Source organism: Clostridiales bacterium (genome assembly GCA_018333995.1).
Classification (GTDB): Bacteria; Actinomycetota; Coriobacteriia; order Anaerosomatales; family SLCP01; genus JAGXSG01.
This window is the reverse complement of the sequence record JAGXSG010000007.1, coordinates 88,406-109,201: the sequence shown is the minus strand read 5'-3', so window position 1 is coordinate 109,201 and position 20,796 is coordinate 88,406. Positions and strand designations below refer to the sequence as shown.

General features: G+C 63.4%; 19 protein-coding genes. All 19 read right to left on the bottom strand.

Annotated features, from left to right (window positions below):
• Positions 1 to 5: 5 nt before the first annotated feature.
• Positions 6 to 1,007 (bottom strand): tryptophan--tRNA ligase, encoded by a 1,002-nt coding sequence (gene trpS / locus KGZ40_01975; GenBank protein ID MBS3956292.1) that lies wholly within the window; start codon positions 1,005 to 1,007, stop codon positions 6 to 8.
• A 106-nt stretch (positions 1,008 to 1,113) separates the two neighbouring features.
• On the bottom strand, positions 1,114 to 1,746 hold the full coding sequence (locus KGZ40_01970; GenBank protein ID MBS3956291.1) for a site-2 protease family protein: 633 nt from the start codon (positions 1,744 to 1,746) through the stop codon (positions 1,114 to 1,116).
• Between the two features lie 11 nt (positions 1,747 to 1,757).
• A complete protein-coding gene (locus KGZ40_01965) occupies positions 1,758 to 4,397 on the bottom strand; it encodes a CBS domain-containing protein (GenBank protein MBS3956290.1) in 2,640 nt (879 codons plus the stop codon).
• Positions 4,398 to 4,407: 10 nt separating this feature from the next.
• Entirely contained in the window at positions 4,408 to 5,706 is a 1,299-nt protein-coding gene (locus KGZ40_01960; GenBank protein MBS3956289.1) for a thymidine phosphorylase, read from the bottom strand.
• Positions 5,703 to 6,917, bottom strand: a complete 1,215-nt coding sequence (locus KGZ40_01955; protein MBS3956288.1) for a phosphopentomutase — start codon at positions 6,915 to 6,917, stop codon at positions 5,703 to 5,705. Before KGZ40_01955 ends, KGZ40_01960 begins: the two co-directional genes overlap by 4 nt.
• Positions 6,918 to 6,919: 2 nt before the next feature.
• Complete coding sequence (gene tadA, locus KGZ40_01950; protein MBS3956287.1) at positions 6,920 to 8,599, bottom strand: Flp pilus assembly complex ATPase component TadA; 1,680 nt, start codon at positions 8,597 to 8,599, stop codon at positions 6,920 to 6,922.
• A gap of 8 nt (positions 8,600 to 8,607) precedes the next feature.
• On the bottom strand, positions 8,608 to 8,895 hold the full coding sequence (locus tag KGZ40_01945; protein MBS3956286.1) for a hypothetical protein: 288 nt from the start codon (positions 8,893 to 8,895) through the stop codon (positions 8,608 to 8,610).
• Between the two features lie 93 nt (positions 8,896 to 8,988).
• The gene (locus KGZ40_01940) at positions 8,989 to 9,243 is read right to left on the bottom strand and encodes a hypothetical protein (protein ID MBS3956285.1); all 255 of its coding nucleotides are present in this window, start codon (positions 9,241 to 9,243) and stop codon (positions 8,989 to 8,991) included.
• Positions 9,244 to 9,545: 302 nt separating this feature from the next.
• Complete coding sequence (locus KGZ40_01935) at positions 9,546 to 11,018, bottom strand: hypothetical protein (GenBank protein MBS3956284.1); 1,473 nt, start codon at positions 11,016 to 11,018, stop codon at positions 9,546 to 9,548.
• 1 nt (position 11,019) lies between these two features.
• The gene (locus tag KGZ40_01930; GenBank protein MBS3956283.1) at positions 11,020 to 12,465 is read right to left on the bottom strand and encodes an NADH-quinone oxidoreductase subunit M; all 1,446 of its coding nucleotides are present in this window, start codon (positions 12,463 to 12,465) and stop codon (positions 11,020 to 11,022) included.
• Between the two features lie 4 nt (positions 12,466 to 12,469).
• The gene (gene nuoL / locus KGZ40_01925) at positions 12,470 to 14,329 is read right to left on the bottom strand and encodes an NADH-quinone oxidoreductase subunit L (protein MBS3956282.1); all 1,860 of its coding nucleotides are present in this window, start codon (positions 14,327 to 14,329) and stop codon (positions 12,470 to 12,472) included.
• Positions 14,304 to 14,618, bottom strand: a complete 315-nt coding sequence (nuoK, locus tag KGZ40_01920) for an NADH-quinone oxidoreductase subunit NuoK (GenBank protein MBS3956281.1) — start codon at positions 14,616 to 14,618, stop codon at positions 14,304 to 14,306. The genes nuoL and nuoK overlap by 26 nt, the downstream gene beginning before the upstream one ends.
• A complete protein-coding gene (locus KGZ40_01915; GenBank protein MBS3956280.1) occupies positions 14,615 to 15,109 on the bottom strand; it encodes an NADH-quinone oxidoreductase subunit J in 495 nt (164 codons plus the stop codon). The genes nuoK and KGZ40_01915 overlap by 4 nt, the downstream gene beginning before the upstream one ends.
• Positions 15,106 to 17,229, bottom strand: coding sequence for an FAD-dependent oxidoreductase (locus KGZ40_01910; GenBank protein MBS3956279.1), 2,124 nt, complete (start codon positions 17,227 to 17,229; stop codon positions 15,106 to 15,108). The genes KGZ40_01915 and KGZ40_01910 overlap by 4 nt, the downstream gene beginning before the upstream one ends.
• Complete coding sequence (gene nuoH, locus KGZ40_01905; GenBank protein ID MBS3956278.1) at positions 17,220 to 18,170, bottom strand: NADH-quinone oxidoreductase subunit NuoH; 951 nt, start codon at positions 18,168 to 18,170, stop codon at positions 17,220 to 17,222. Before nuoH ends, KGZ40_01910 begins: the two co-directional genes overlap by 10 nt.
• Positions 18,167 to 19,300 carry an NADH-quinone oxidoreductase subunit D gene (locus KGZ40_01900; GenBank protein ID MBS3956277.1) on the bottom strand — a complete coding sequence of 378 codons (1,134 nt, stop codon included), beginning with the start codon at positions 19,298 to 19,300 and terminating at the stop codon, positions 18,167 to 18,169. Before KGZ40_01900 ends, nuoH begins: the two co-directional genes overlap by 4 nt.
• Positions 19,301 to 19,333: 33 nt before the next feature.
• Complete coding sequence (locus KGZ40_01895; GenBank protein MBS3956276.1) at positions 19,334 to 19,795, bottom strand: NADH-quinone oxidoreductase subunit C; 462 nt, start codon at positions 19,793 to 19,795, stop codon at positions 19,334 to 19,336.
• A complete protein-coding gene (nuoB, locus tag KGZ40_01890) occupies positions 19,792 to 20,325 on the bottom strand; it encodes an NADH-quinone oxidoreductase subunit NuoB (protein ID MBS3956275.1) in 534 nt (177 codons plus the stop codon). The genes KGZ40_01895 and nuoB overlap by 4 nt, the downstream gene beginning before the upstream one ends.
• Before the next feature lie 56 nt (positions 20,326 to 20,381).
• Entirely contained in the window at positions 20,382 to 20,747 is a 366-nt protein-coding gene (locus KGZ40_01885; GenBank protein MBS3956274.1) for an NADH-quinone oxidoreductase subunit A, read from the bottom strand.
• Positions 20,748 to 20,796: the final 49 nt, after the last annotated feature.

Here is a 20,796-nt window from a genome sequence, read left to right as displayed (position 1 = left end):
AAACCCTATGCGCCGTCGTCGATGCGAACAAGACGGCGGCACGCCTCGACAACCTCGCGTGTCACGGGACGCGCCTTCGCGGCGCCTGCCTCAAGCACTTCCCACGCGAATCCGGGCCGTGCCGCGAGCTCAGCGCGGCGTGCCCTGAATTCGCCGAGATACTCGATGAGATCGGCGGCCATCTTCTTCTTGTGTGCGACGCAACCGCACTCCGCGGCACGGCAGCACGCGTCCCACTCGGCAATGTCCGCCGGATCGCTCGAGACGAGCTTGTGGATCTGATGGAGCGGACAGATGTCCGGATCGCCCGGATCGGTTTTTAGCTTGCGCGCTGGATCGGTGATCATCCCGCGCACCTTGCTTTCGATCTCTTCTGCCGAGTCAGAAAGGAAGATGGCGTTGCCGTATGACTTGCTCATCTTCCTGCCGTCGGTACCGGGAACGCGCGCGCCTTCTTTGGCGATGAGCGCCTGAGGCTCGACCAGGTAGGCGCCGTAGGTGTTGTTGAAACGCCGAACCACCTCGCGCGTAAGCTCGAGATGCGGTAGCTGGTCTTCACCAACCGGCACGACATCAGCAAGCACGATCGTGATGTCTGCCGCTTGAAGGAGCGGATACATGAAAAAGCCCAAGTTGCCGAGATCCTTGTCGGTAACCTGCTCGCGCTGTTCCTTATAGCTTGGAACGCGCTCGAGCCACGGCATGGGGGTCACCATCGAGAAGTAAAGCGTAAGCTCAGCTACCTCGGGAACGTCGGACTGACGGTAGATCGTACAGCGCTGCGGATCGAGTCCGGCCGCGCACCAATCGAGCACCATCTCCTCAGTGAACCGGCGAACACGCGTCGTATCCGCCCAATCGCTCGTCAGGGCGTGCCAATCGGCGATGAAGTAAAACGCGTCGTAGTCGTCTTGGAGCGTGAGCATGTTTTGCAGGTTGCCAAACCAGTGGCCGAGGTGGAGTTTGCCCGTCGGCCTGTACCCGGTCAGTACGCGCTTCTTGGTCATCGGTTCGTCTCGCTTCTCGCTTGCGGCCGCACCGTGTGACGGCGCGCTCTCACGTCGTTGGGATTGTAGCGCAGTTGACGCGGCGCGAGGCGGCTACGAGCCGCTTTCAGAAACTAAGTCCCGTGAACAGCTCGGTTAGCGGCACGGTGGTTACTCCCATATACCAGCCGAGAGGATCGAACCCGAGAAACTCCGGAAGAAGCCAGAGGCCGGCTATGAGGATGACGAACCCGTAGCGCTCGACCTGGTCGTAGATGTCCATTCCCCGATCCGAAAGAAAGAGAGGCAACACCCGCGACCCGTCGAGCGGCGGAAGCGGGATGAGGTTGAAGAACATGAGAGCGAGATTCATGAACGCGAACATGAGCAAGACGTAGCTCACGATCCCGGCGTCGGACATGCGAAAGAGCATCCCCGCGATCGCGGCCATGATCAGGTTCGATGCCGGTCCGGCGATTCCAGTCAGGAACAAGCCTTGACGGTAGTTCTTGAACCGATTCGGGTTGATGGGAACCGGCTTGGCGTATCCAAACGCAAACCCAAAGATAGCGACCATGATTAGGGGAAGGAGCAGGGTTCCCCACGGGTCGATGTGACGCACGGGATTGAGGCTCAAACGTCCCTTGTCCTTGGCGGTCGAATCGCCAAGCAGGTACGCCATCCACCCGTGAGCGACCTCATGGATGACGATGGCGGGCACGAGCACGGCAAACCGAATGGCAATCTGGGTAAGGTCCACTGACAGGGCTCCTACTTCTCGGCGATCGGGACACCATGTCTCTCGGTCGCGCGGGACACAAGGCGTCGCAGATGGGCAAGCTCGTCGTCCCTGCCAACGACGATTCCGTCGAGCCGGGCGTTGAGCGCTTGCGCGAGTATACCCGAGAACACCGCCGATGGCGGCAGTCCCATCTCTATGAGATCCGCGCCACTCACGCCAGGCTTGAGCCGCGCCAAAACGCGAACAAACCGCTCGATACGCTCCCGTGCCAGCGTGCCTCCCACGCCCCACAGGTACACGAGCGCTTCGTCAGGGACCGGTTCGAGCAATCGGTAGAGTCGCGAGTCACGCATCTTGCGGCGATCTTTGAGCCGCCTTCCAAGAAAGTCGGCCCTCTCGGCAAGCTCAAGCGCGGGAAGGCCGTACTCTCGGCCGAACCTCATGTACTTGAGCCATCGCTCTGCGTTCTGACGTCCGCAGCCAGCGACGAGCGAGGCGACGAGCGCGACACGGCGGCGGGGCGTCTTGCTGAAGGCGTCAGCGACCGCGCGATACGCGCGCTCAGTGGCGTACAACCCGTCGATCACCCGGTGACTCTCGGTCCCGTCAGGCACAAACACGCCGAGTACCCCGAGATCATCGAGGCGCACGAACACGGTTGCTGGAGAGTCCTCATCGATGATGTCAAGCATCTCCTCGCGGATCCGCGCGCCCGAGACTTCATCGATCACGCCCATCTCAACCGTACGACGGGCGAGCTCCTCGGTCGCTCCGTCCATCTTGAATCCGAAGCGCTCCTCAAAGCGGGCCGCGCGCAGCACGCGTGTGGGGTCTTCGACAAAGGAAAGCGAGTGTAATACGCGCAGCGTTTTGCGCTCCAGATCGCGCAAACCGCCAAACGGGTCGGCGATGGCCCCGAAACACTCGGCGTTCACGCACGCCGCGATCGCGTTTACCGTGAAGTCGCGCCGGAACAGGTCTTGCCTGAGCGAGGACCGCTCTACCGTTGGCAGCGCACCGGGACGCGTGTAGTACTCGGTGCGAGCGCTCGTCACATCCACGTACAGGCGCTTGGACACCACGACAACCGCAGTACCGAAGCGCCGGTGTATTTTCACCCGCGCACCGAGACGCGCCGCGGCCTCCTGCGCGAAGGTGACGCCATCGCCTTCGACGACTACGTCGATGTCGAGGTTTTGGCGGCCGAGCAACATGTCTCTGACGAACCCACCTACAGCGTGTACGCGAACACCTCGCTCGTCTCCCAGACGGCCGAGGACACGCAGCGAACCGGTCGCCTCTTCGGGCAACAACGATTCGATTGAGGACAGGAAGCGCTGCGTCGAGCGGGCGCGAGCCTGCGGAACCCGGCGGTCGAGATACTCCTCCCCATGCTCAGCGCGCAAAAGGTCTTTGCGGGTGACGATACCGATGATGTCGCCGTCAGCGACAACCGGCAGACGTCCGATGCCCTTGGTCGCAAGGAGCCGCTCGATGGAGACAAGATCAGCGTCGGGATGGATTGTCACGATGTCCCGTGCCATGAAACCGCGCACAGGCGCGTGTGAGAGGTTGTGGCGCGCTGCCTTGTCGACGTCCTTCCGAGTGACGATGCCAACGATCGTCGCATCCTCAAGCACGGGCAACCCGCCGTGTCCCCACCGCGACATGATCTCGAACGCCTCGGCCATGGTTGCGCCAGGAGGCACGAACCTTACCGGGCTTGAAGCGATGTCCTTGGCTCGCAGCGGAGGTCTGACGCAAGCGTGCAGCGCCTCACGGATCCGCTCAATCGCTTCGGCGACCGGCACGTCGCGCATAGCCGCGGAGGCCGCCTGCGGATGTCCGCCGCCGCCGATCCGAGCCATCACCTCGCCAACATCGACCCCGTGGACCCTGCTGCGCGCCACCACCTGCACGCGCTCGGCCATACCCACTATCGCGATCGCCACCCGGTGTCCCATGTCTTCGACGATGTAGTGAGTGAGCACGCTCGCCGAGTCCACGTACTCCTCGGCGTGGGCGGTGCCTACCGCAATCCGTTGACCGTTCACATCCCACACCTGAAGTGAAGCGGTGAGCTGGTCGAGCAGCGCGCTTTGCTGCGGGTCGAGGGTGCGCATGAGGAACTGGTTGAGCACCTCCATGTCGGCGCCAGCGGCCATCAGATAGGCGACGGCCTCCGCGTCGTAGGCCGTGGCATTGGGGTAGGTGAGCGATCCGGTGTCCTCGTGGATGCCGAGAAGCAGTAAGGAAGCTTCCAGTGGGGCAAGCGCTATGGCCTGCCGGTGGATCTCGTGCACGAGTATCGAAGTCGTGGCGCCAACTTCAAGACTGCGATCGTCCACCCCTTCAAGATCGCCTTCAGCGGGCGGATGATGGTCGTAGACGATGACATCTACCCCTGGCCTGAGCGCTACCTTCCCCAGCTCACCAATCCGCGCGGGATCGCGCGTGTCGACGACGATGAGACGCTCGACCGCCCCGAGATCAAGTCCGCGCAAATCGACGAAGTCGAGAAAGTCCTCGTGCAAGTTGTGAAACGCACGCACGTTGGCGTTTTGGGTGCCGAGAAACACGCCGCGAGACCCCGGGAAGAGCTTCGCGGCCGCGACCGTCGCGGCGTATGCGTCGAAATCCGGGTTTGCGTGTCCCACCACGAGTTGCACGGTACGGCTCCTACCCCTTAAGAAAGAGCGGTGGCGGCTCGGTCCTCACATCGCTGATGGTGATCGCCGAGAGCAGCATCGCTTCAGCCTCAGCGCACCGAGCGTCCGTCGCGGCGTGTACGGTCGCGATACGCTCGCCGCGCTCGACCGCATCTCCGATGCGTGGCTCAAGCACGAGCCCCGCAGCCGGGTCGATCACGTCCGTGGGGGTCGCCCGGCCTGCGCCCGCGAGCATCGCCGCACGACCGATCGCCTCGGCGTTTGTGGCTGTCACGTATCCGGCGCGTGTCGCGCGGACCTCGTGCGTCACCCATGCGCGAGGCAGGCGTTCCGGGTTCTCAACGATGTAGGGATCACCGCCCTGAGCCGCAATCCAGCGCGTCATCACTCGAACGCCTTCACCGGATCGCAGTGCGCGCTCGGCCATGGCGCGTCCCTCGCGCTCATCGGCTGCCACACCGCCGAGCAGGGCCATCTTGCCCGTCAACGCAAGGCATACCTCGGTCAGGTCCGGCGGTCCCTCACCTTTGAGCGTCCTTATCGCTTCAGCGACTTCAAGCGCGTTACCCACCGCCGTGCCAAGCGGCTGATCCATCCCGGTCATCACCGAGTGTACCTGCTTGCCAAGTGCCTCTCCTGTGCGCACGAGCGCATCCGCGAGCGCCTCGGCGTCTTTGATCGTCTTCATGAAGGCGCCCGACCCGACCTTCACGTCGAGAAGGATCGCATCGGCCCCACCCGCTATCTTCTTAGAGATGATCGAGCCCACGATAAGCGGGATGGACGGCACTGTCGCGGTGACATCCCGGAGGGCGTACATCTTCTTGTCGGCCGGGTCGATGTCGGGCGATTGAGCAATGACGGCTATTCCAACCTCACGCACCTGCTCGATGAACTCCTCGGCGTCAAGTTCGACACGCATCCCGGGTATCGCCTCGAGTTTGTCGAGGGTACCTCCCGTGTGCCCAAGTCCGCGCCCGCTCATCTTGGCGACAGGAACGCCGAGAGCAGCGACGAGCGGGGCGACCACCAGGGTTGTCGTATCGGCCACACCCCCCGTCGAGTGCTTGTCGACCTTCACACCGTGAATCTCCGAAAGGTCGACCACGCGCCCCGAGCGCACCATCGCACCGGTCAGCGCTACGGTCTCATCGGCGGTAAGCCCGTTCAAGAGCGCGGCCATTAGCCACGCGCTCATCTGGTAGTCGGGCATCTGGCCTGTCGCAAACGCCGAGACGATCCGCTCAATCTGCTCGGGAGTGTGTTCCGCGCCGTCACGCTTTGATGCGATGAGCTGCTCGAACGTCACGATGCTCCTTTCGTGTCGGGCGCGTGCAGCACGTCGGCGAGAAACGATCTCCCGCGCCCGCACGCGCCCGCAAGACCGTAAAAGTCGAGCACTGTCTCACCGACGTCGGAAAACGTCGACCTCACCCCTAGGTCGACACCGGAATCGACACCCTTGACCTTGGCGATAACTGGAGTGTACTCCCGGCTGTGGTCGGTTGACGGCATGGTCGGGTCACACCCGTGATCGGCGGTGATTATGAGCAGGTCGCCGTCGATCATCGCGTCAAGGAGCTCGGGGATCCTTGCATCGACCGCTTCGAGGCCGCGAGCGTAGCCCTCGGCGTCGTTGCGGTGTCCCCAGATCATGTCGAAGTCAACAAGGTTGGCAAAGACAAAACCCGGGGTGAGAGACGCGACGCGCTCGATGAGGTTGTCGAATCCGTGCATGTTGTCCTCAGAATGAGGGCTTTCGCATATCCCCTGCCACGCGAAGATCTCCCCTATCTTGCCGATCCCGTACGACACGATTCCTCTATCAGCGAGGCGATCGAGGACGGTGGGCTCGAAGGGCGCCACCGCGAAGTCCCGGCGGCGGTGAGTCCGCACATAGGCGCCTGCCGGATCAGGCCCGATGAAGGGTCGTGCGATGACGCGTCCAACCGCGTGTTCACCCACGCACACCGCTTCTCGAGCGATAGAACACATCTCGTAGAGCCGCTCGACGCTGATCACATCCTCGTGCGCGGCAATCTGGAAGACTGAGTCGGCCGATGTGTAGACGATCGGCTTGCCTGTCCTCACGTGTTCATCGCCAAGCTCTTGTATGATCGCCGTCCCGCTGGCCGGAGTGTTGCCGAGCCACCCTTCCCCGGTCTCACGTGTGAAGGCGTCCATCACCGCGACTGGAAAACCTTGCGGGTACGTGGGAAACGGCTGCGTGAGGTGGAGTCCCATCATCTCCCAATGACCCGTGGTGGTGTCTTTGCCCGCACTCGCCTCAGCGTTGCGTCCCCACGACGCGAGTGCCCTTGAACGCCGCGGCACGCCAAGAATCTCTGTCACGTTGCCAAGCCCCATCGCGCCGAGGTTAGGCATGTTGAGCCCGCCTGCCGCGCGAGCGGTGTTCGCAAGCGTGTTCGCGCCTTCATCTCCGTAGAGGTGAGCGTCGGGCAACGCGCCGACGCCCACGCTGTCGAGCACGAGCACGACCGCGCGCGGGTCTCTTCGCACTGTCACATCACAACCCTTGCTACCTCAGCAAGACTCGTGTGCCCGGCCGCAACCTTGTCGAGCGCGTCCCTGCGCAACGTGACCATCCCCCTCTTTATCGCAAGAGTCCGAAGCTGGTCAGCGGGAGCATTCGTCATGAAGAGCCGGGTCAGGCTCTCATCGATGTGCATGACCTCGAAGAGTCCCATTCGCCCGCGGTATCCGGAGTCCCCGCACTGTGCGCAGCCCACCGGTTCGTACACAGTGAGGTCAGCGGCCTCCCGCTTGTCAAAGCCGGCGGCCGCGATCTCCGCCGCATCGAGCTTCACCGGGCGCTTGCACGCCTCGCAAAGCTTACGCGCGAGTCGCTGAGCGATCACGCCGAGAAGGGACGAGCCGGTGATGTAAGTGGGCACGCCCATGTCGACAAGGCGCGTCAGCGCCGAGGGCGCATCGTTGGTGTGGATCGACGAGAGGACGAGGTGCCCGGTAAGCGCCGCCCGGATGGCGATCTCAGCTGTCTCTGGATCCCTGATCTCACCGACCATCACGATGTCGGGATCGGAGCGCAGCACCGTCCTAAGACCGCTCGCGAAGGTCAGTCCGATCTTGGTGTTGACGCCAATCTGTGTGACGCCAGTCATCTGGTACTCGACCGGTTCTTCGATCGTGATGATCTTGCGCGACGGGTCGTTGAGCTTCTGGAGCGCGGCGTACATCGTCGTGGACTTGCCCGAACCGGTGGGACCAGAGACAAGGAGGGCACCGTACGGACGGGTGAGGAGGTCAGAGAGTGTTTCGAGGTGGGTGGTGTTCATTCCGAGGTCGGTCAGGGAGTGAAACGAGAACTCGGCGTTGAGTATGCGTATGACGAGACTCTCACCAAAGGGCGTTGGAACGCCTGCGACACGCAAGTCGATCGGACGTTCTTCGATCCTGAGCGCGATCTTGCCGTCTTGGGGCCGGCGACGCTCCGCGATGTCCATCTCGGCCATGATCTTGATCCGGCTTGTAATCCCCGCACGCGCCGCCAGCGGGAGCGACATGACCTCGTGGAGCACACCGTCGACCCGGTAGCGGACTCGAACACCGCTTATCCCTGGCTCGATGTGTATGTCGCTCGCCCGCTCGAGTACCGCCTCTCGTATAAGCTGGTTGACGAGACGGACGATCGGAACGTCCTCCCCGCCAACAAGGACCTGCGTGTCCGCCTCGGCCCTCACCGATTCGGCGTCCTCGACTGCGTCCACCACGCCCTGGAACGCGTCTGCGGCCGAGATGTACTTCTCTATCGCGTAGCGGATGTGGGATGGAGACGCAACGACGGGAACGACGCGATACCCTGTCCGGACCTCCACCTCGTCAGCGGTCTCGATGTCGAGGGGGTCCGCCATCGCGAGCACGAGCGCGCCGTCGCGCAACTCGATGGGGACAACGTGCCGCATGAGCGCAACACGTGCGGGCAGGAGGCTCGCGGCCGAGCGGTCTACCCGGTACGTGGTGAGGTCAACGTACTCGTACCCTTTCTGAAGAGCGAGCGTGTCAGCGATCTGTTCCTCGCTCGCCACGCCCATGTCGACGAGGATCTGGCCAAGCTTCCCGCCAAGTCTGAGCTGCTCGGCAAGCGCGGCGCTCATGTCCTCCATCGAAACGAGGCCCGAGTTCACGAGGATCTCGCCGAGTCTCTCACGTGTGTACGTCACCTAGGCCGTCACCCCCGCCACCGGACGACACTCAGTATCCACTCGATTAACAGGAGCGCCACGGCGGTGATCGCCGCGTCGGAGTCGAAAACGCCGCCGTACGGAGTACGCGGCGAGGTGACGCCCAGCGGTGGGGTCACGTACTCCGTCAGCTCCACGACCACACTTCCCAGGTCGGTCGCGGCAAGCACTCCAAAGAACGCGATCACGACTCGCGCGATAAGTGCGATCGCGAGGAGTAAAACCACGTTGGCGGCGATGTTTAGAATCGTGCGGGTGGCGCCATCAACGCTCACAGGCCCTCGTCTCGTTCACGGGTCACGTGTGTCTACGCCGATTATGCGGGTTGCGAGGACGTGTGACCACCTCGCTCGAAGGGCGTACGCCGATTAACGAATGCTGTCGGAGATGATCCGGCCGAGCATACTCTCGGCAATCACCTGAGGCGGCGGGAGCGGCCCCTCTATCAGCATTCGAGCCGACTCGATCCGGTCCTCGCGGTAATCAGGTAGCGACTCCAGGTGTTTTTGAAGACGCTCAAGTAGCTGGGGGGATATCTCGCGCGACGCTTGTGTGTCCCGTGCGCCAGACGATGTTTGCAGGTAGCGGGCGGCGTGCCCGACTTGTTCGCGTGAAATTTTCATACTGTGGTACGTATCGGCTTTGCGCAGTAACTTCTTGACCCTTAACCCGTATGAATATCTTATGAATCGGATGGTTTTTCATCGTCAGCGGGCTGGGTGTCTGGAGTAGAGCCGCACGGCTTGAGCGATGTGCTCAGAAAAGGTTGAGCCCCAAGGCCGGCACCTTGAGGCTCAGGGGTAAGGGGTTGCATTCGCATGCAACACAACGACATTGTAATGCGACACTCCGGCAGGTGCAAGGAAAATTTCGTGAAACTGAGCGCGAACCGCTGGGGAAATTGCCACTTCAAAACCTATTTCAGTCAGACAAATGTGAGGGTCCTGACTATCCAGCTGAGCCCAGTGGCGAGCGGAACGATGCCGGCCGCCAGCAGCAGAAAAGACAGCACGAACAGCGCGGCAAGCGCGGGTCTATCAGGACAGGCTGTCTCGCAGACTAGCGCCTCAGCATCGCCGGCGTCGCCAGCATTCCCTGCATCACCGGATGACGCCGAGAAGTAAATCGCCTTCAGCACCGCGCCGTAGTAGCCAAACGACACTACGGACGCGATCACGCCGATGAGCGCAAGCCACCACAGACCGGCGGACACCGCTACTCCAAGCAGCAGGAATTTACCCCAGAACCCGGCGGTGAGCGGCATCCCAACGAGGGAGAAGAGCGCGATTGTAAGGGCGAACCCGAGCAACGGGCTCTGGCGGCCAATACCCGCCATCCCCTCGATCGATCCGTCCCACGCCGGACGCAACGCCCGCACGCATCCTGCGGCCAGATACGCGCCAGCGGCGGCGATCGCGTAGAAGATGAGCATCGCCGCTAGCGCGTTCATCGCCTGAGGACCGGTTGCGAGCGCAATCAGCGCGAAGCCAACGTGTGCGACGCCCGAATACCCAAGCATCCTGGTGTAGGAACGTTGCACGAGGCCGCCAAAGACCCCGAACGCCATCGAACCGGCAGCGAGCGCACCAAACACCCAGAGGTAGATCACTGGGTTGACATGCGAGAAGACCGCGAGCGGGAATAGCAGCATCATCGCGACGCCAGCGGCGAGTTTAGGTATGCCCGCCAGCAACGCCGAGGCGTGCGGTGGCGCGCTTTCAAACGCGTCAGGTGCCCACGAATGGAACGGAAACGCCCCGAGCTTGTAGGAGAAAGCCGCTACGAGGAGCGCGAACGCGGTGGTGACGCCTTGACCGGAGATCTCGCGGGTCTGGACGTTGAGCGATACGTACGACGTCGACGCTCCATACAACCCAAACAATACCGCCAGACCGAGCACGAACAGTCCGGTCGCGACCGCGCCTTGGATAAAGAACTTGATCGCGGCTTCCGTGGATGCTGGCGTCCGGGCGGACCACACAAGCGCGTAACTCGCGACCGCCATCACCTCCAGGCAAATCAACACAATCAGCAGATCAGCAGCGTGTGAGAGCGCGGCCGCGGCGGCGAGCGCAACGGTGGCGAGCGCGGCAAGCCCTCCGCCCATCTCGGCGGATGTGAAGTATCGCCACGATCCAAGCATCACCACCGCGCCTGTTGCGAACACGACGGTGCCCACTGCCGAGAATCCCGCTCCGCTCACAGCAATGTCGCCGGAAAGTGAGCCCGGACGCGCCACGGCGAGCGCGGACAGTGCCGCGGCGACGGCAAGACCCGTGGCGCAGGCCGCTACCGCAAGTCCACGCCGCGAAAACGCGTCAAACACCAACGCGATGACGGCCGCCGCCGTGGCGGCAATATGCGGAGCGAAAACCGTGATGAGAGCTACCTGCTCCACGTCATCCACCCGCCGTCATCGACGCGAGCACTCGGAAGACATCGCCAGTGGCACCTGTGACAACACCTGGCCACACCCCCACAGCGACTATCGCAACGCCGAGAAGAAGCGTGCCAGCAAGATCGCGAACGCCGACATCGGCAATCCCGCTCCACTCCCCGCTCGCCTGACCCCAAACCGTCTCGCGAACCGCGCGAAGGTTGTACGCGGCCGCCAGCACAACTCCCGCAGCGGCCGGCGCCATCCAGTACGACCACGCGCCAAACGCGGAGACCAGCGCAAGCAGCTCCCCGGGAAAGCCGGAAAGTCCTGGCAGTCCAAGTGAGGCAAGCGCGCCAAACGTGAAGAGCGCAGCCCACCTCGGCATGGTGACGCCAAGACCTCCGAAGCGCTCCATGCTACGGGTCCCGGTTCGCTCGTAGAGCTGCCCGGCGAGCAGGAAGAGCAGAGGCGCGATGAGGCCGTGACTCACCATGACAAGCATGGCGGCGAGATAGCCGTTCTCGGTCCCAGATGAGATGGCAAGAAGCACGAATCCCATGTGCGAAACGCTCGATAGCGCAATGAGGCGCTTCAAATCAATCTGCGCGAACGCGAGGGATGCCCCGTACACGATTCCAATGCCGCCGAGGATGGCGAGTGCCCCACGCGCGTCGATAAACACGTCTGGCGCGATCGGGATCGCGACACGCATGAAACCATATCCGCCCATCTTGAGCAGAAGGCCCGCAAGCAGGATGGAACCGGCTGTCGGCGCCTCCACATGGGCGTCGGCAAGCCACGTATGCAGCGGGACGGCGGGAATCTTCACGAGCATGCCCGCGGCGATCAGCCAAAACACAAGTGCCGGATCGGAGATGCTCCCGGCCGATCCGACAATGGCTTCAATCGAGGTCTGGCCCGTCTGGAAAATCGCGACAAGAATGCCGACAAGCATGAGGGCGCTCCCCGCGAAGGTGTAGATGAAGAACTTCATCGCGGCGTGCTTTCGCCCCTCGTGGCCCCACACGCCGATGAGGAAGTACATCGGGATCAGCACAGCCTCCCAAAACACATAGAGGAGCACGATGTCAGCGGCAAGAAAGACGCCGGCTATCGCAGCTTGCAGGCCGAGCAGAAGCGCGTGGTGCGCGACGGCCCGCTTCTCGACATTCCACGATGCAAGCACCGCAACCGGGCCGAGCAGGGCGCCAAGCGCAAGCAACGGCGCGCTCATCCCGTCGATGCGAAGCGACCAGAACGAAAAGGCGTCGGTCGGTATCGCGGTCCCCACAACAGCCGTTCCATCAAGCAACCAGTGGGGCGCGAGTGAGGCGAGCAGAAGCGCCGGTCCAAAGGACACGCACAGCGAGATCACGCGCGCAAAACGAGGCGCGCGTGCGCCAATCACCACAACCGCGATCGCGCCTGCGAGCGGGAGTAAGACCAACAGATCGACCGCGAGCATGGTCTTAGAGCCCCCTTCCGATGAGCGCGACGAGCGTGAGCAGAGCAACAGCGCCAGCGCCCGTCATCGTGGCGTACCACTGTCCGTCGCCGGACTGCAGCGCAGAAAATCCGCTACCCACAACGCGAGAGGCCGTCCCAGCGCCCTCGGCAATGCGGTCGATGACGCCGCGATCGATCCTCCGGTCCAGTAGTTGGACTACCGCCGCGGCGGGCCGAGTGATCATAGCGGCGACCAGCGTGTCCCAGCCAAAACCCGAGCGCGCCCAACTGGAGAGGCCAGCGTGTGAGGGCGGGTGCACTACCTCGCCCCTCACAAGGGAGCGGCGCGCGAAAAGCATCCCTATCACGCCGCCGGTCACCGCGAACGTCGTTGCGGCGGCGGCGATCGCGAGGTCGAGTTCAGCCGCGCCTCCGCCGATGAGCGCGAAGACCGGGCCACCTGCAAATCCAAGGATGGCCGCAAGAACGGCGAGCGCGACAAGCGGGCCACGCATCCGCAACCCGCCCTCGTGCGGAGACCCGTGCCCGCGATACGCGCCAAAGAAGACGAGCACCGTGGCGCGAGTGATATAGAGCGCGGTAAGCGCACTCGCCGCGAAAAGCGCGGCGCCCCACACTGCGTCAAAGCCCCACACAGCGTCCAGGATCTTGTCCTTACTGAAAAAGCCAGCGAACGGAGGGACGCCCGCGAGCGCCGCTGCGCCCACGAACCACGTCACGGCCGTGAGCGGCATCAGCCGAGCGATCCCGCCAGCGTGTCGCATCTCTTGGGTACCAGTAGAGTGGATCACGCTTCCGGCGCCAAGGAAGAGCAGCGCTTTGAATGAGGCGTGGGTTACTAGATGGAAGATCGCGGCGGCCCATGCGCCGGCACCGATGGCGGCGAACATGAAGCCGAGTTGGCTTATCGTCGAGTAGGCGAGCATCTTCTTGATGTCACTTTGCGCACACGCCGCCGCGGCGGCGAGGACCGCCGTAACGACTCCCGCCGCCAAGGTCGCCATGAGCGCTACCTCAGAAGCGCCCAACAGCGGCCACGCCCGCGCGAGCAGGAACACGCCTGCCGCCACCATCGTCGCCGCGTGTATGAGCGCGGAGACAGGGGTCGGACCCTCCATCGCGTCAGGCAGCCAGATGTGCAGCGGGAACTGCGCGGACTTGCCTACGGCACCCGCCAGCAGCAGCAGCGCAACCACGGTCACGGTCTCGGGAGCCATCCGAGGAACAGCGGCGGCCACAGCCGCAAACGACAAATCGCCCACTTCGGCGAAGAGCACCGCAAGGGCGATCAAGAGACCGACATCGCCGACGCGCGTCGTGAGGAATGCCTTCATTGCCGCAGAGGCCGCCTCGGCTTTGGTAAACCAGTAGCCGATGAGCAGGTATGAGCACGCCCCTACGAGCTCCCACCCGATAAACAGGCCGAGAAATCCGTCAGCGATCACGAGTAACGACATCGCTCCGGTGAACAGCGCGAGTAGCGCGAAATAGCGTGGACGCGCCTCGGCGAGCGCAAGGTACCCATCGGAGAACACAATGACGAGCAGCGCGACGATGCCCACCAGGCAGAGCATGACGGTCGCAAGCCCGTCTATCGCCCAGCCCACATCGAGTCCTACGCCAAGCCAAGGAAGCGCCCCTGCACCGATCGCCCCCTCGCCTCCAACAGGCGCGAACAACGCCGCTGAGACGCCGGTCGCCAGCACCCACGCTGGGGCGAGAGATGCGAGCAACGCAACACCCCTGCCGAGTCTGCGTCCCGCAAGCGCAACGGCGCACGCGACGGCTACCGGAACGGCGACCACGCTCCATCCGTGTGTCACGAGCGCCTCCACGCTACCCTCCCAACCCAGTGAGCTCATCGATGTTCGTTGACCGGAAACGCCGGGCTACAGCCACGACGAGCGCGAGGCCTATCGCCGCCTCGGCGGCGGCCAGCACGATGATCAGCATTGCGGTGACTTCGATCCGCGCGCCCGCCAGATCAAGATCGGCGATAGGCGCGCTCGATGCCGCCATCCCGATCAACAGGAGTGTCGCCGAGCCGAGCATCACCTCAATGGACGCCAGCACAGCCACAAGGTCTCGGCGGGTCAGCACTCCATAGAGCCCGACTGAGAACAGCAACATCGACACTACGAGGAGGCTCACTTCTCCCTCCCGCCCACAATCACAACCACCGCGACAAGAACTGCCAGCAGCAGCACGCCAGCCATCTCAAAGTGGGTGAGCATCGGACCAAGGAACACCTCGGCGATCCTGTCGGTGTCAGAGTCAATCGCGCCTTCCACGCCGCGGGGAGCGACGTCTTGAAGTGTCGAGACAACCATGAAAAACACCCCGCCGGCGACGGTGAGCGCGGCGACGTCGTGTCTGGTTTCAAGCCGAGGTGAGCCGTCGGAGCCCCGATGCACGAGCATGATGGCAAAGACAAACAGCACGAGCACGCCGCCAACATAGACAAACAGCTGTACCGCGCCCAGAAACACCGCACCCCAATAGACGAAGAAGCCGGCGAGTGCCAGAAGAAACGCGCCGAGCCCGATCATCATTCGCGTGATGTCCCGGGTGAACACCGTGATGAGTCCTCCGGCAATGGCGACGCCGGCAAGAACGGCATACACGATCGCGTCTCCCGTCATGATCCGGCCTTTCTGGCCTCGTGACACACAGCGTCACGCCCCGTGACCCGGGTGCCGATGCCATCGCGGAGCATCTCGTCGCGGTCGAGGACAGCAAGATCGCGGTGGTAGAAGGTCAGTTCGTAGCTACCGGTATGCGCAAGAGCGTCGGTCGGACACTGCTCGGCGCACAGTCCGCAGAAGCAGCACTTGGTCAGGTCGAGATCGTAGCGAGTGACGCACCTGCCGCCAGGATCGTCGATACGGTCAACTTCGATGGCGTAATCAGGACACGTTCGCGCGCAGAAGGTGCAGCCCACGCACACCTCGGATTGGCATCGCAAACACCGGGCGGCTTCGTTCAGCGCCTCGAGATGCGTGAAGCCAAGTTCGATGGGTCGAAAGTCCTTCGCACGCTCCTCGGCACGGGCCATGGGCATCACCGCTCGCAAGCGGGAGCTCTCCACGCCTGCGAGAGTGGCCTTCTGATACGCCGAGTAGAGCGGCACCGGACGCAACGTGCGCTCAGCGCGCAGGTCCTCGCCACGCAAGTGGCGATGGATCGAGATCGCCGCTTCGTGACCGGTCGCGATCGATCCGATCGCGCTTCCGGGTCCCGTCACGACCTCGCCGCACGCGAATACGCCTGGATGCGAGGTGGTAAACAGCGTCCCGTCGACCGGCAGCAGCCCACGCTCGGTCAGTCTGAGGTCTGATCCCGCGACCAGATCGGCGAGCGCGGGAGCCTGACCAACCGCGAACACCACGACGTCACACGCGATATCGGTATATCCCTCGCCAAATCGCGGCGCAAAGCGACCAGCGGCGTCGAACACCCCGAGGCACTCCCGCATCCTCATCCCCCTAACGAGCCCGCCGGATGTCGTGAGTACTTCTTCCGGGCCGAGAGAGCACATCGCGATGACACCCTCGTCGAGCGCTTCCTCGATCTCCCACGGATGGCACGGCATCTCATCATCTGCCTCGAGACATGCCAGACGCACCTCAGCGGCTCCCGTGCGGACAGCGCATCTCGCGACATCCACGGCGACATTGCCGCCGCCGATCACCAAGACGCGCTGGCCCTTTACCCCGGCATCGCCCTTCCAGTTGGCGGCCTTGAGGAACGGCAGGGCGCCCTCCACGCCGGTCGCATCGCTGCCAGGAAGGGGAATGATCCGGCTCTCCTGAAGACCCGCAGCGATGAGAACAGCGTCGTACTCGCCCATGAGGTAGTCGATGGGAACGTCGGTACCCACCTCGATACCGAGTTTCAGCTCGAGGCCCAGCCTCACCAAATATTCGATCTCTCCGAGCAAGATTTCCCGTGGCAGTCGGTACGCCGGAACACCCGAGTACAGCGCGCCTCCCGGGTGGCTGTCCTTCTCGTACACAGTCACCGAGTAGCCCAGGCTCATCAGGTCAAAGGCCGCCGCGAGTCCGCTCGGTCCAGAGCCGATGATTGCGACTCGCTCCTCGCGCGTCACCGGCAGCAAAGTGAGCCGCTCCTCGGCGACCTTGACAAACTCCTCGTACGCATGACGGTGCAGCGGCCTGATCGCGACGGGTTCGTCGTAGTAGCTGCGGCGGCACGCGGTCTCGCACGGGTGGTGACATATCCTGCCAAGAACACCCGGCAAGATGTTGCGCTCCCTGACGAGTTCGTACGCCTCGGCAGCCCTTCCCTCGGCGAGCAGATAGCCCTGTCCGCGAGCGTCTACGTTAGCAGGACAGTTTCCCACGCATGGCGGGAGCCGGTCAGCGGAGTAGAGCTCGTCGATGAGGTCGTTGTAGACGGGTGGCGACGCTTTGAGCAGGCCGATTTCGTCGCGGCCCAGAATTCCTCGTAGCCGGAGCGCTCCACGCCATCGCGGGGAAATGGTGACCTTCTCATGGGGGTAGCGAAGAGTCGTAGCGGGCTCAAGCGCTCGGCGGCCTGTGATCCCGTACCCGACGAGGAGCGAGCGCCACCTCTGGATGAATCCTGTCACGCCCGGGGAGAAGTCGTCGGTGACGCTCACCGTGATCGGCACGACGTCCGGCGTGCGATCGGGCGCGCCAACTTCGTGGTGGCGGGCACCGCCATTCAGCCGGGCGCCGGGCTCATCACCTCCACGTGAGAAGCGACCCCCTACAGCCACGGGAGCACCACCCCCACGAGGGCCAGCTGCACGAGCGCCATCGGCGTGAGCACCTTCCACGCAAGCCCCATGAGCTGGTCGGGACGCATCCGCGGAAACGTCCACTTGGTCCACACCATGAGGGTGGCTATGGCTGCGGAAAAGACGACAAACAGAGCGATCCCCGCAGCGCCCGGCAGCAACGAAAACGGGCCGAGGAAGAGCGCCGCTCCAAACACCGATGCCGCCAACAGTCCGCCGTACTCGGCCATCATGAAGATCGCCCAGCGGATCCCCGAGTAGTCCGCGAAGTAACCCGCCACAAGCTCAGACTCTGCTTCCGGCAGGTCGAAGGGGCCGCGGTTGAGCTCGGCTAGTGAAGAGATGAGGTAGACGACGAAGGCTATGGTGAGCAGTGGGATCCACCACCACCGCCACGCATCCACGATGTCGAGCGGGCGAAGGGAACCGGCTAGCAGCACGAGCGGGAGAACTGACAGCGTGCGCGGAAGCTCATACGAGATCATCTGCGCCGCGGCGCGGATACCTCCGATGGTGGCGTACGTGTTTCGCGACGACCACCCTGCGAGCAGCACTCCGATCACGGATACTGCCGGCACGGCCATGAAGAACAGTACGCCGACGCCCGTGTCGAGCGGAGCGAAGCCCTGGGCGTACGGAACAACCAGGAGTGACATCGCTACCGGTGCGAACACGATGAGCGGCGCTATGCGAAAGATGGTGACATCCGCAGCCCTCGGCGTGATGTCCTCCTTCAAGACGAGCTTCACCGTGTCGGCGAGCGTCTGCAGCAAGCCCGCCGGGCCAAGCTCCTGCGGACCTATTCGCATCTGAATGGCGCCGGAAACTTTGCGCTCCCACCACACGCCAAGAAGGGCGGCGAGCGCGATGAGCAGCGAAGCAGCAAAGCCCCACACAACGCCCCACACCAATCCGCTCACCGGTCCACCTCCCCGAATACCGGGTCGAGGCTTCCGAGTACGACGACAAGGTCTGAAAGCAGGTGGCCCTCGGCAAGCAGCGGCAACAGGGCGAGGTTGGAGAAAGCCGGTGAGCACACCTTCATGCGGTGGGGCCGCGTGGAACCGTCGGAGACAAGGTAGACGCCGAGAGTGCCGCGCGCCGACTCGATGTGGTCGTACGCCTCACCAGGACGAGGGGCGAGCAGTCGCGGTAGACCCTCCGCGCTGCACGGGCCTGGCTGCATCTGCGCAAGGGCCTGTTCGATGATCCGGCACGACTCGTAACACTCGAACAGGCGTACGCGGGCGCGATCGTAGGCGTCTCCGTTTGTGCCAGTAGGCACGTCAAAATCGAACCGCGGATAAACCGAGTACGGATCGTGCTTGCGTAAGTCCCAGTTGACACCGGAGCCTCGGGCAACCGGCCCGGTGGCGCCCCACGCGATCGCGTCGCTCGCGTCGAGCACGCCAACGCCCTTCAGGCGCCCCCGCGCGATGGCGTTGCCAAAGTACAAGCGATCGAGCTCGCCGAGCGCGCTGCGGTGCGCCGTGGTGAATTCAAGAAGGCGGCTCGTCCAGCCCTCGGGAAGATCGGACGCCACGCCGCCGGGGCGTACGTAGTTGTATGTGAGCCGCGCGCCGCAGAGCTCCTCGAACAACTCTACGATCCGTTCCCTCTGGTCGAATGCGTAGATGAAAAACGTAAACGCGCCCGTGTCGGCGCCCATGGAGCCGAGCGCCATCATGTGGCTCGCTATCCGCTGCATCTCGCACACGATGACGCGCAGGTACTCTCCGCGCTCCGGGACACGGATACCAGCGAGCCGTTCGACCGCCCGGCAGTACGCCCAGTTCGAGTACATCGAGCCCACGTAGTCGAGACGGTCGGTAAGCGGGACGACCTGGAGGTAGGTGCGGTTCTCGGCCATCTTCTCGATGCCGCGGTGCAGATAGCCGATAATCGGCTCGGCGCGTGTCACGATCTCGCCGTCGAGATGCACGACGACACGGCACACCCCATGCGTGGAGGGGTGCGACGGACCGATGTTGACAACGAGCTCCTCGGTGAAGCTCCCGTCGGCAGTCTCTACGTTACGCCTGCTTTCCACGCCGAGAGGCACGCACGCCCTCCTTTCTCGTCCTCAGATGTAGTCGGGTCGTTTGATGACACGCTCATCGTGGTAGTCCTTGCGAAGCGGGTGGCCCTCCCACTCATCGGGCAGCAAGATCCTGCGCAGATCGGGATGACCCTCGAAGACGATCCCAAACAGGTCATACGTCTCGCGCTCGTGCCAGTTCGCGGCGGGCCAGAGCGAAGTGAGGGACGCGACCCTTGCGTCTTGGCGGGGAAGAGCGCACTTGAGCGAGATTGAGGCCGACAGCGACTGGGAGTGGAGACGATTCACATACTCGAAGAACTCACCGCGATCGACGGCGGTTATCATCCCGAGCCGCTCGAACCCAAACTCCAGCAAGTTTGAGGCGGCAGCGTAGAGCGCGTCCCGCTCGACAGTGATCACACCGTCATCGAATTCGATCGAGAACAGCGGACACAGATCAGGAAACGTCGCGCACAGGTGGTCGCGAAGATCGGAAATGTTCATCCAACGCCACCACACTTACTGGACGGTTCGTCACCTGATGCGTCGTGGCCCGTGCTGCAGGGGCCGCCCGGGAGACTCAGCGGGCGGTCGTACCGAGCGCCCGGGGCAATCGACTCAGTCGCTATGATCTCGCGCAAGCGCAACACCGCGTCTTGAAGCGACTCGGGACGTGGCGGGCAGCCCACCACGTGCACGTCGACAGGGAGGATCTCGTCAACGCCGCGCACCACCGAGTAGGAATCGTAGTAGAAGATTCCGCCCGAAACGGCGCAGTTTCCCATCGCTATGACCCACTTAGGATCTGGCATCTGCTCGTAGAGACGCTTGACCGCCGGAGCCATTTTGCGGGTGATCGTGCCCGCGACAACCATGACGTCTGTGTGACGCGGGTCAGGACGGGGAAACGTGCCGTGCCGGTCGAAGTCAAACTTGTTGAACGACGCGGCGATGAGCTCCATGGCGCAACATGCCGTTCCCATGGGCATCATCCAAAGCGACGTCTTGCGTGCCCAGTCGAGCACGGCATCCATGCTCGTGAGAATGATCTCGCCGGAGCCGCGGTCAAGGGCGTTGCCAAGACGGTCGATCAGCGCCACGTGAGCACCCCTTTGCGCCACGCGTAGAGCAAGCCCACTCCGAGAAGAACTACAAACGCGCCAACCGCGACCACGCCGCTAAGACTTCCTCTGAGGCCGCTCGCGACCGCAAAAAGCATCGCCGCTTCGGCATCGAAGATGACAAGCAACAGCGCGATCGCGGTGAAACGCAGGCGGACGGGCGCTGACGGATGGCCGGCCTGAGGCATTCCGCACTCGTAGGGTTCAACCTTAAGGGCGGTGGGGTTGCGCGGCGAGAGTAGCGCGTTGGCGGCGAACACAACCAAGATAAACACGACGGCTGCCGTGGCTGAACCGATTACGAACAGTACGCTGTCGGCGTACGGCCCTTCCACGAATGCCCCCTGCCGTGTTGACTCTTCATGCGATGACCGACGGCATCAT

Coding starts and splice junctions, on each gene's coding strand:
- trpS (MBS3956292.1), bottom strand. CDS start 1,007: ATGACCAAGAAGCGCGTACTGACCGGGTACAGGCCGACGGGCAAACTC.
- KGZ40_01940 (MBS3956285.1), bottom strand. CDS start 9,243: ATGAAAATTTCACGCGAACAAGTCGGGCACGCCGCCCGCTACCTGCAA.
- KGZ40_01930 (MBS3956283.1), bottom strand. CDS start 12,465: ATGCTCGCGGTCGATCTGTTGGTCTTACTCCCGCTCGCAGGCGCGATC.
- nuoL (MBS3956282.1), bottom strand. CDS start 14,329: ATGAGCTCACTGGGTTGGGAGGGTAGCGTGGAGGCGCTCGTGACACAC.
- KGZ40_01915 (MBS3956280.1), bottom strand. CDS start 15,109: ATGACGGGAGACGCGATCGTGTATGCCGTTCTTGCCGGCGTCGCCATT.
- KGZ40_01895 (MBS3956276.1), bottom strand. CDS start 19,795: ATGAACATTTCCGATCTTCGCGACCACCTGTGCGCGACGTTTCCTGAT.
- nuoB (MBS3956275.1), bottom strand. CDS start 20,325: ATGGATGCCGTGCTCGACTGGGCACGCAAGACGTCGCTTTGGATGATG.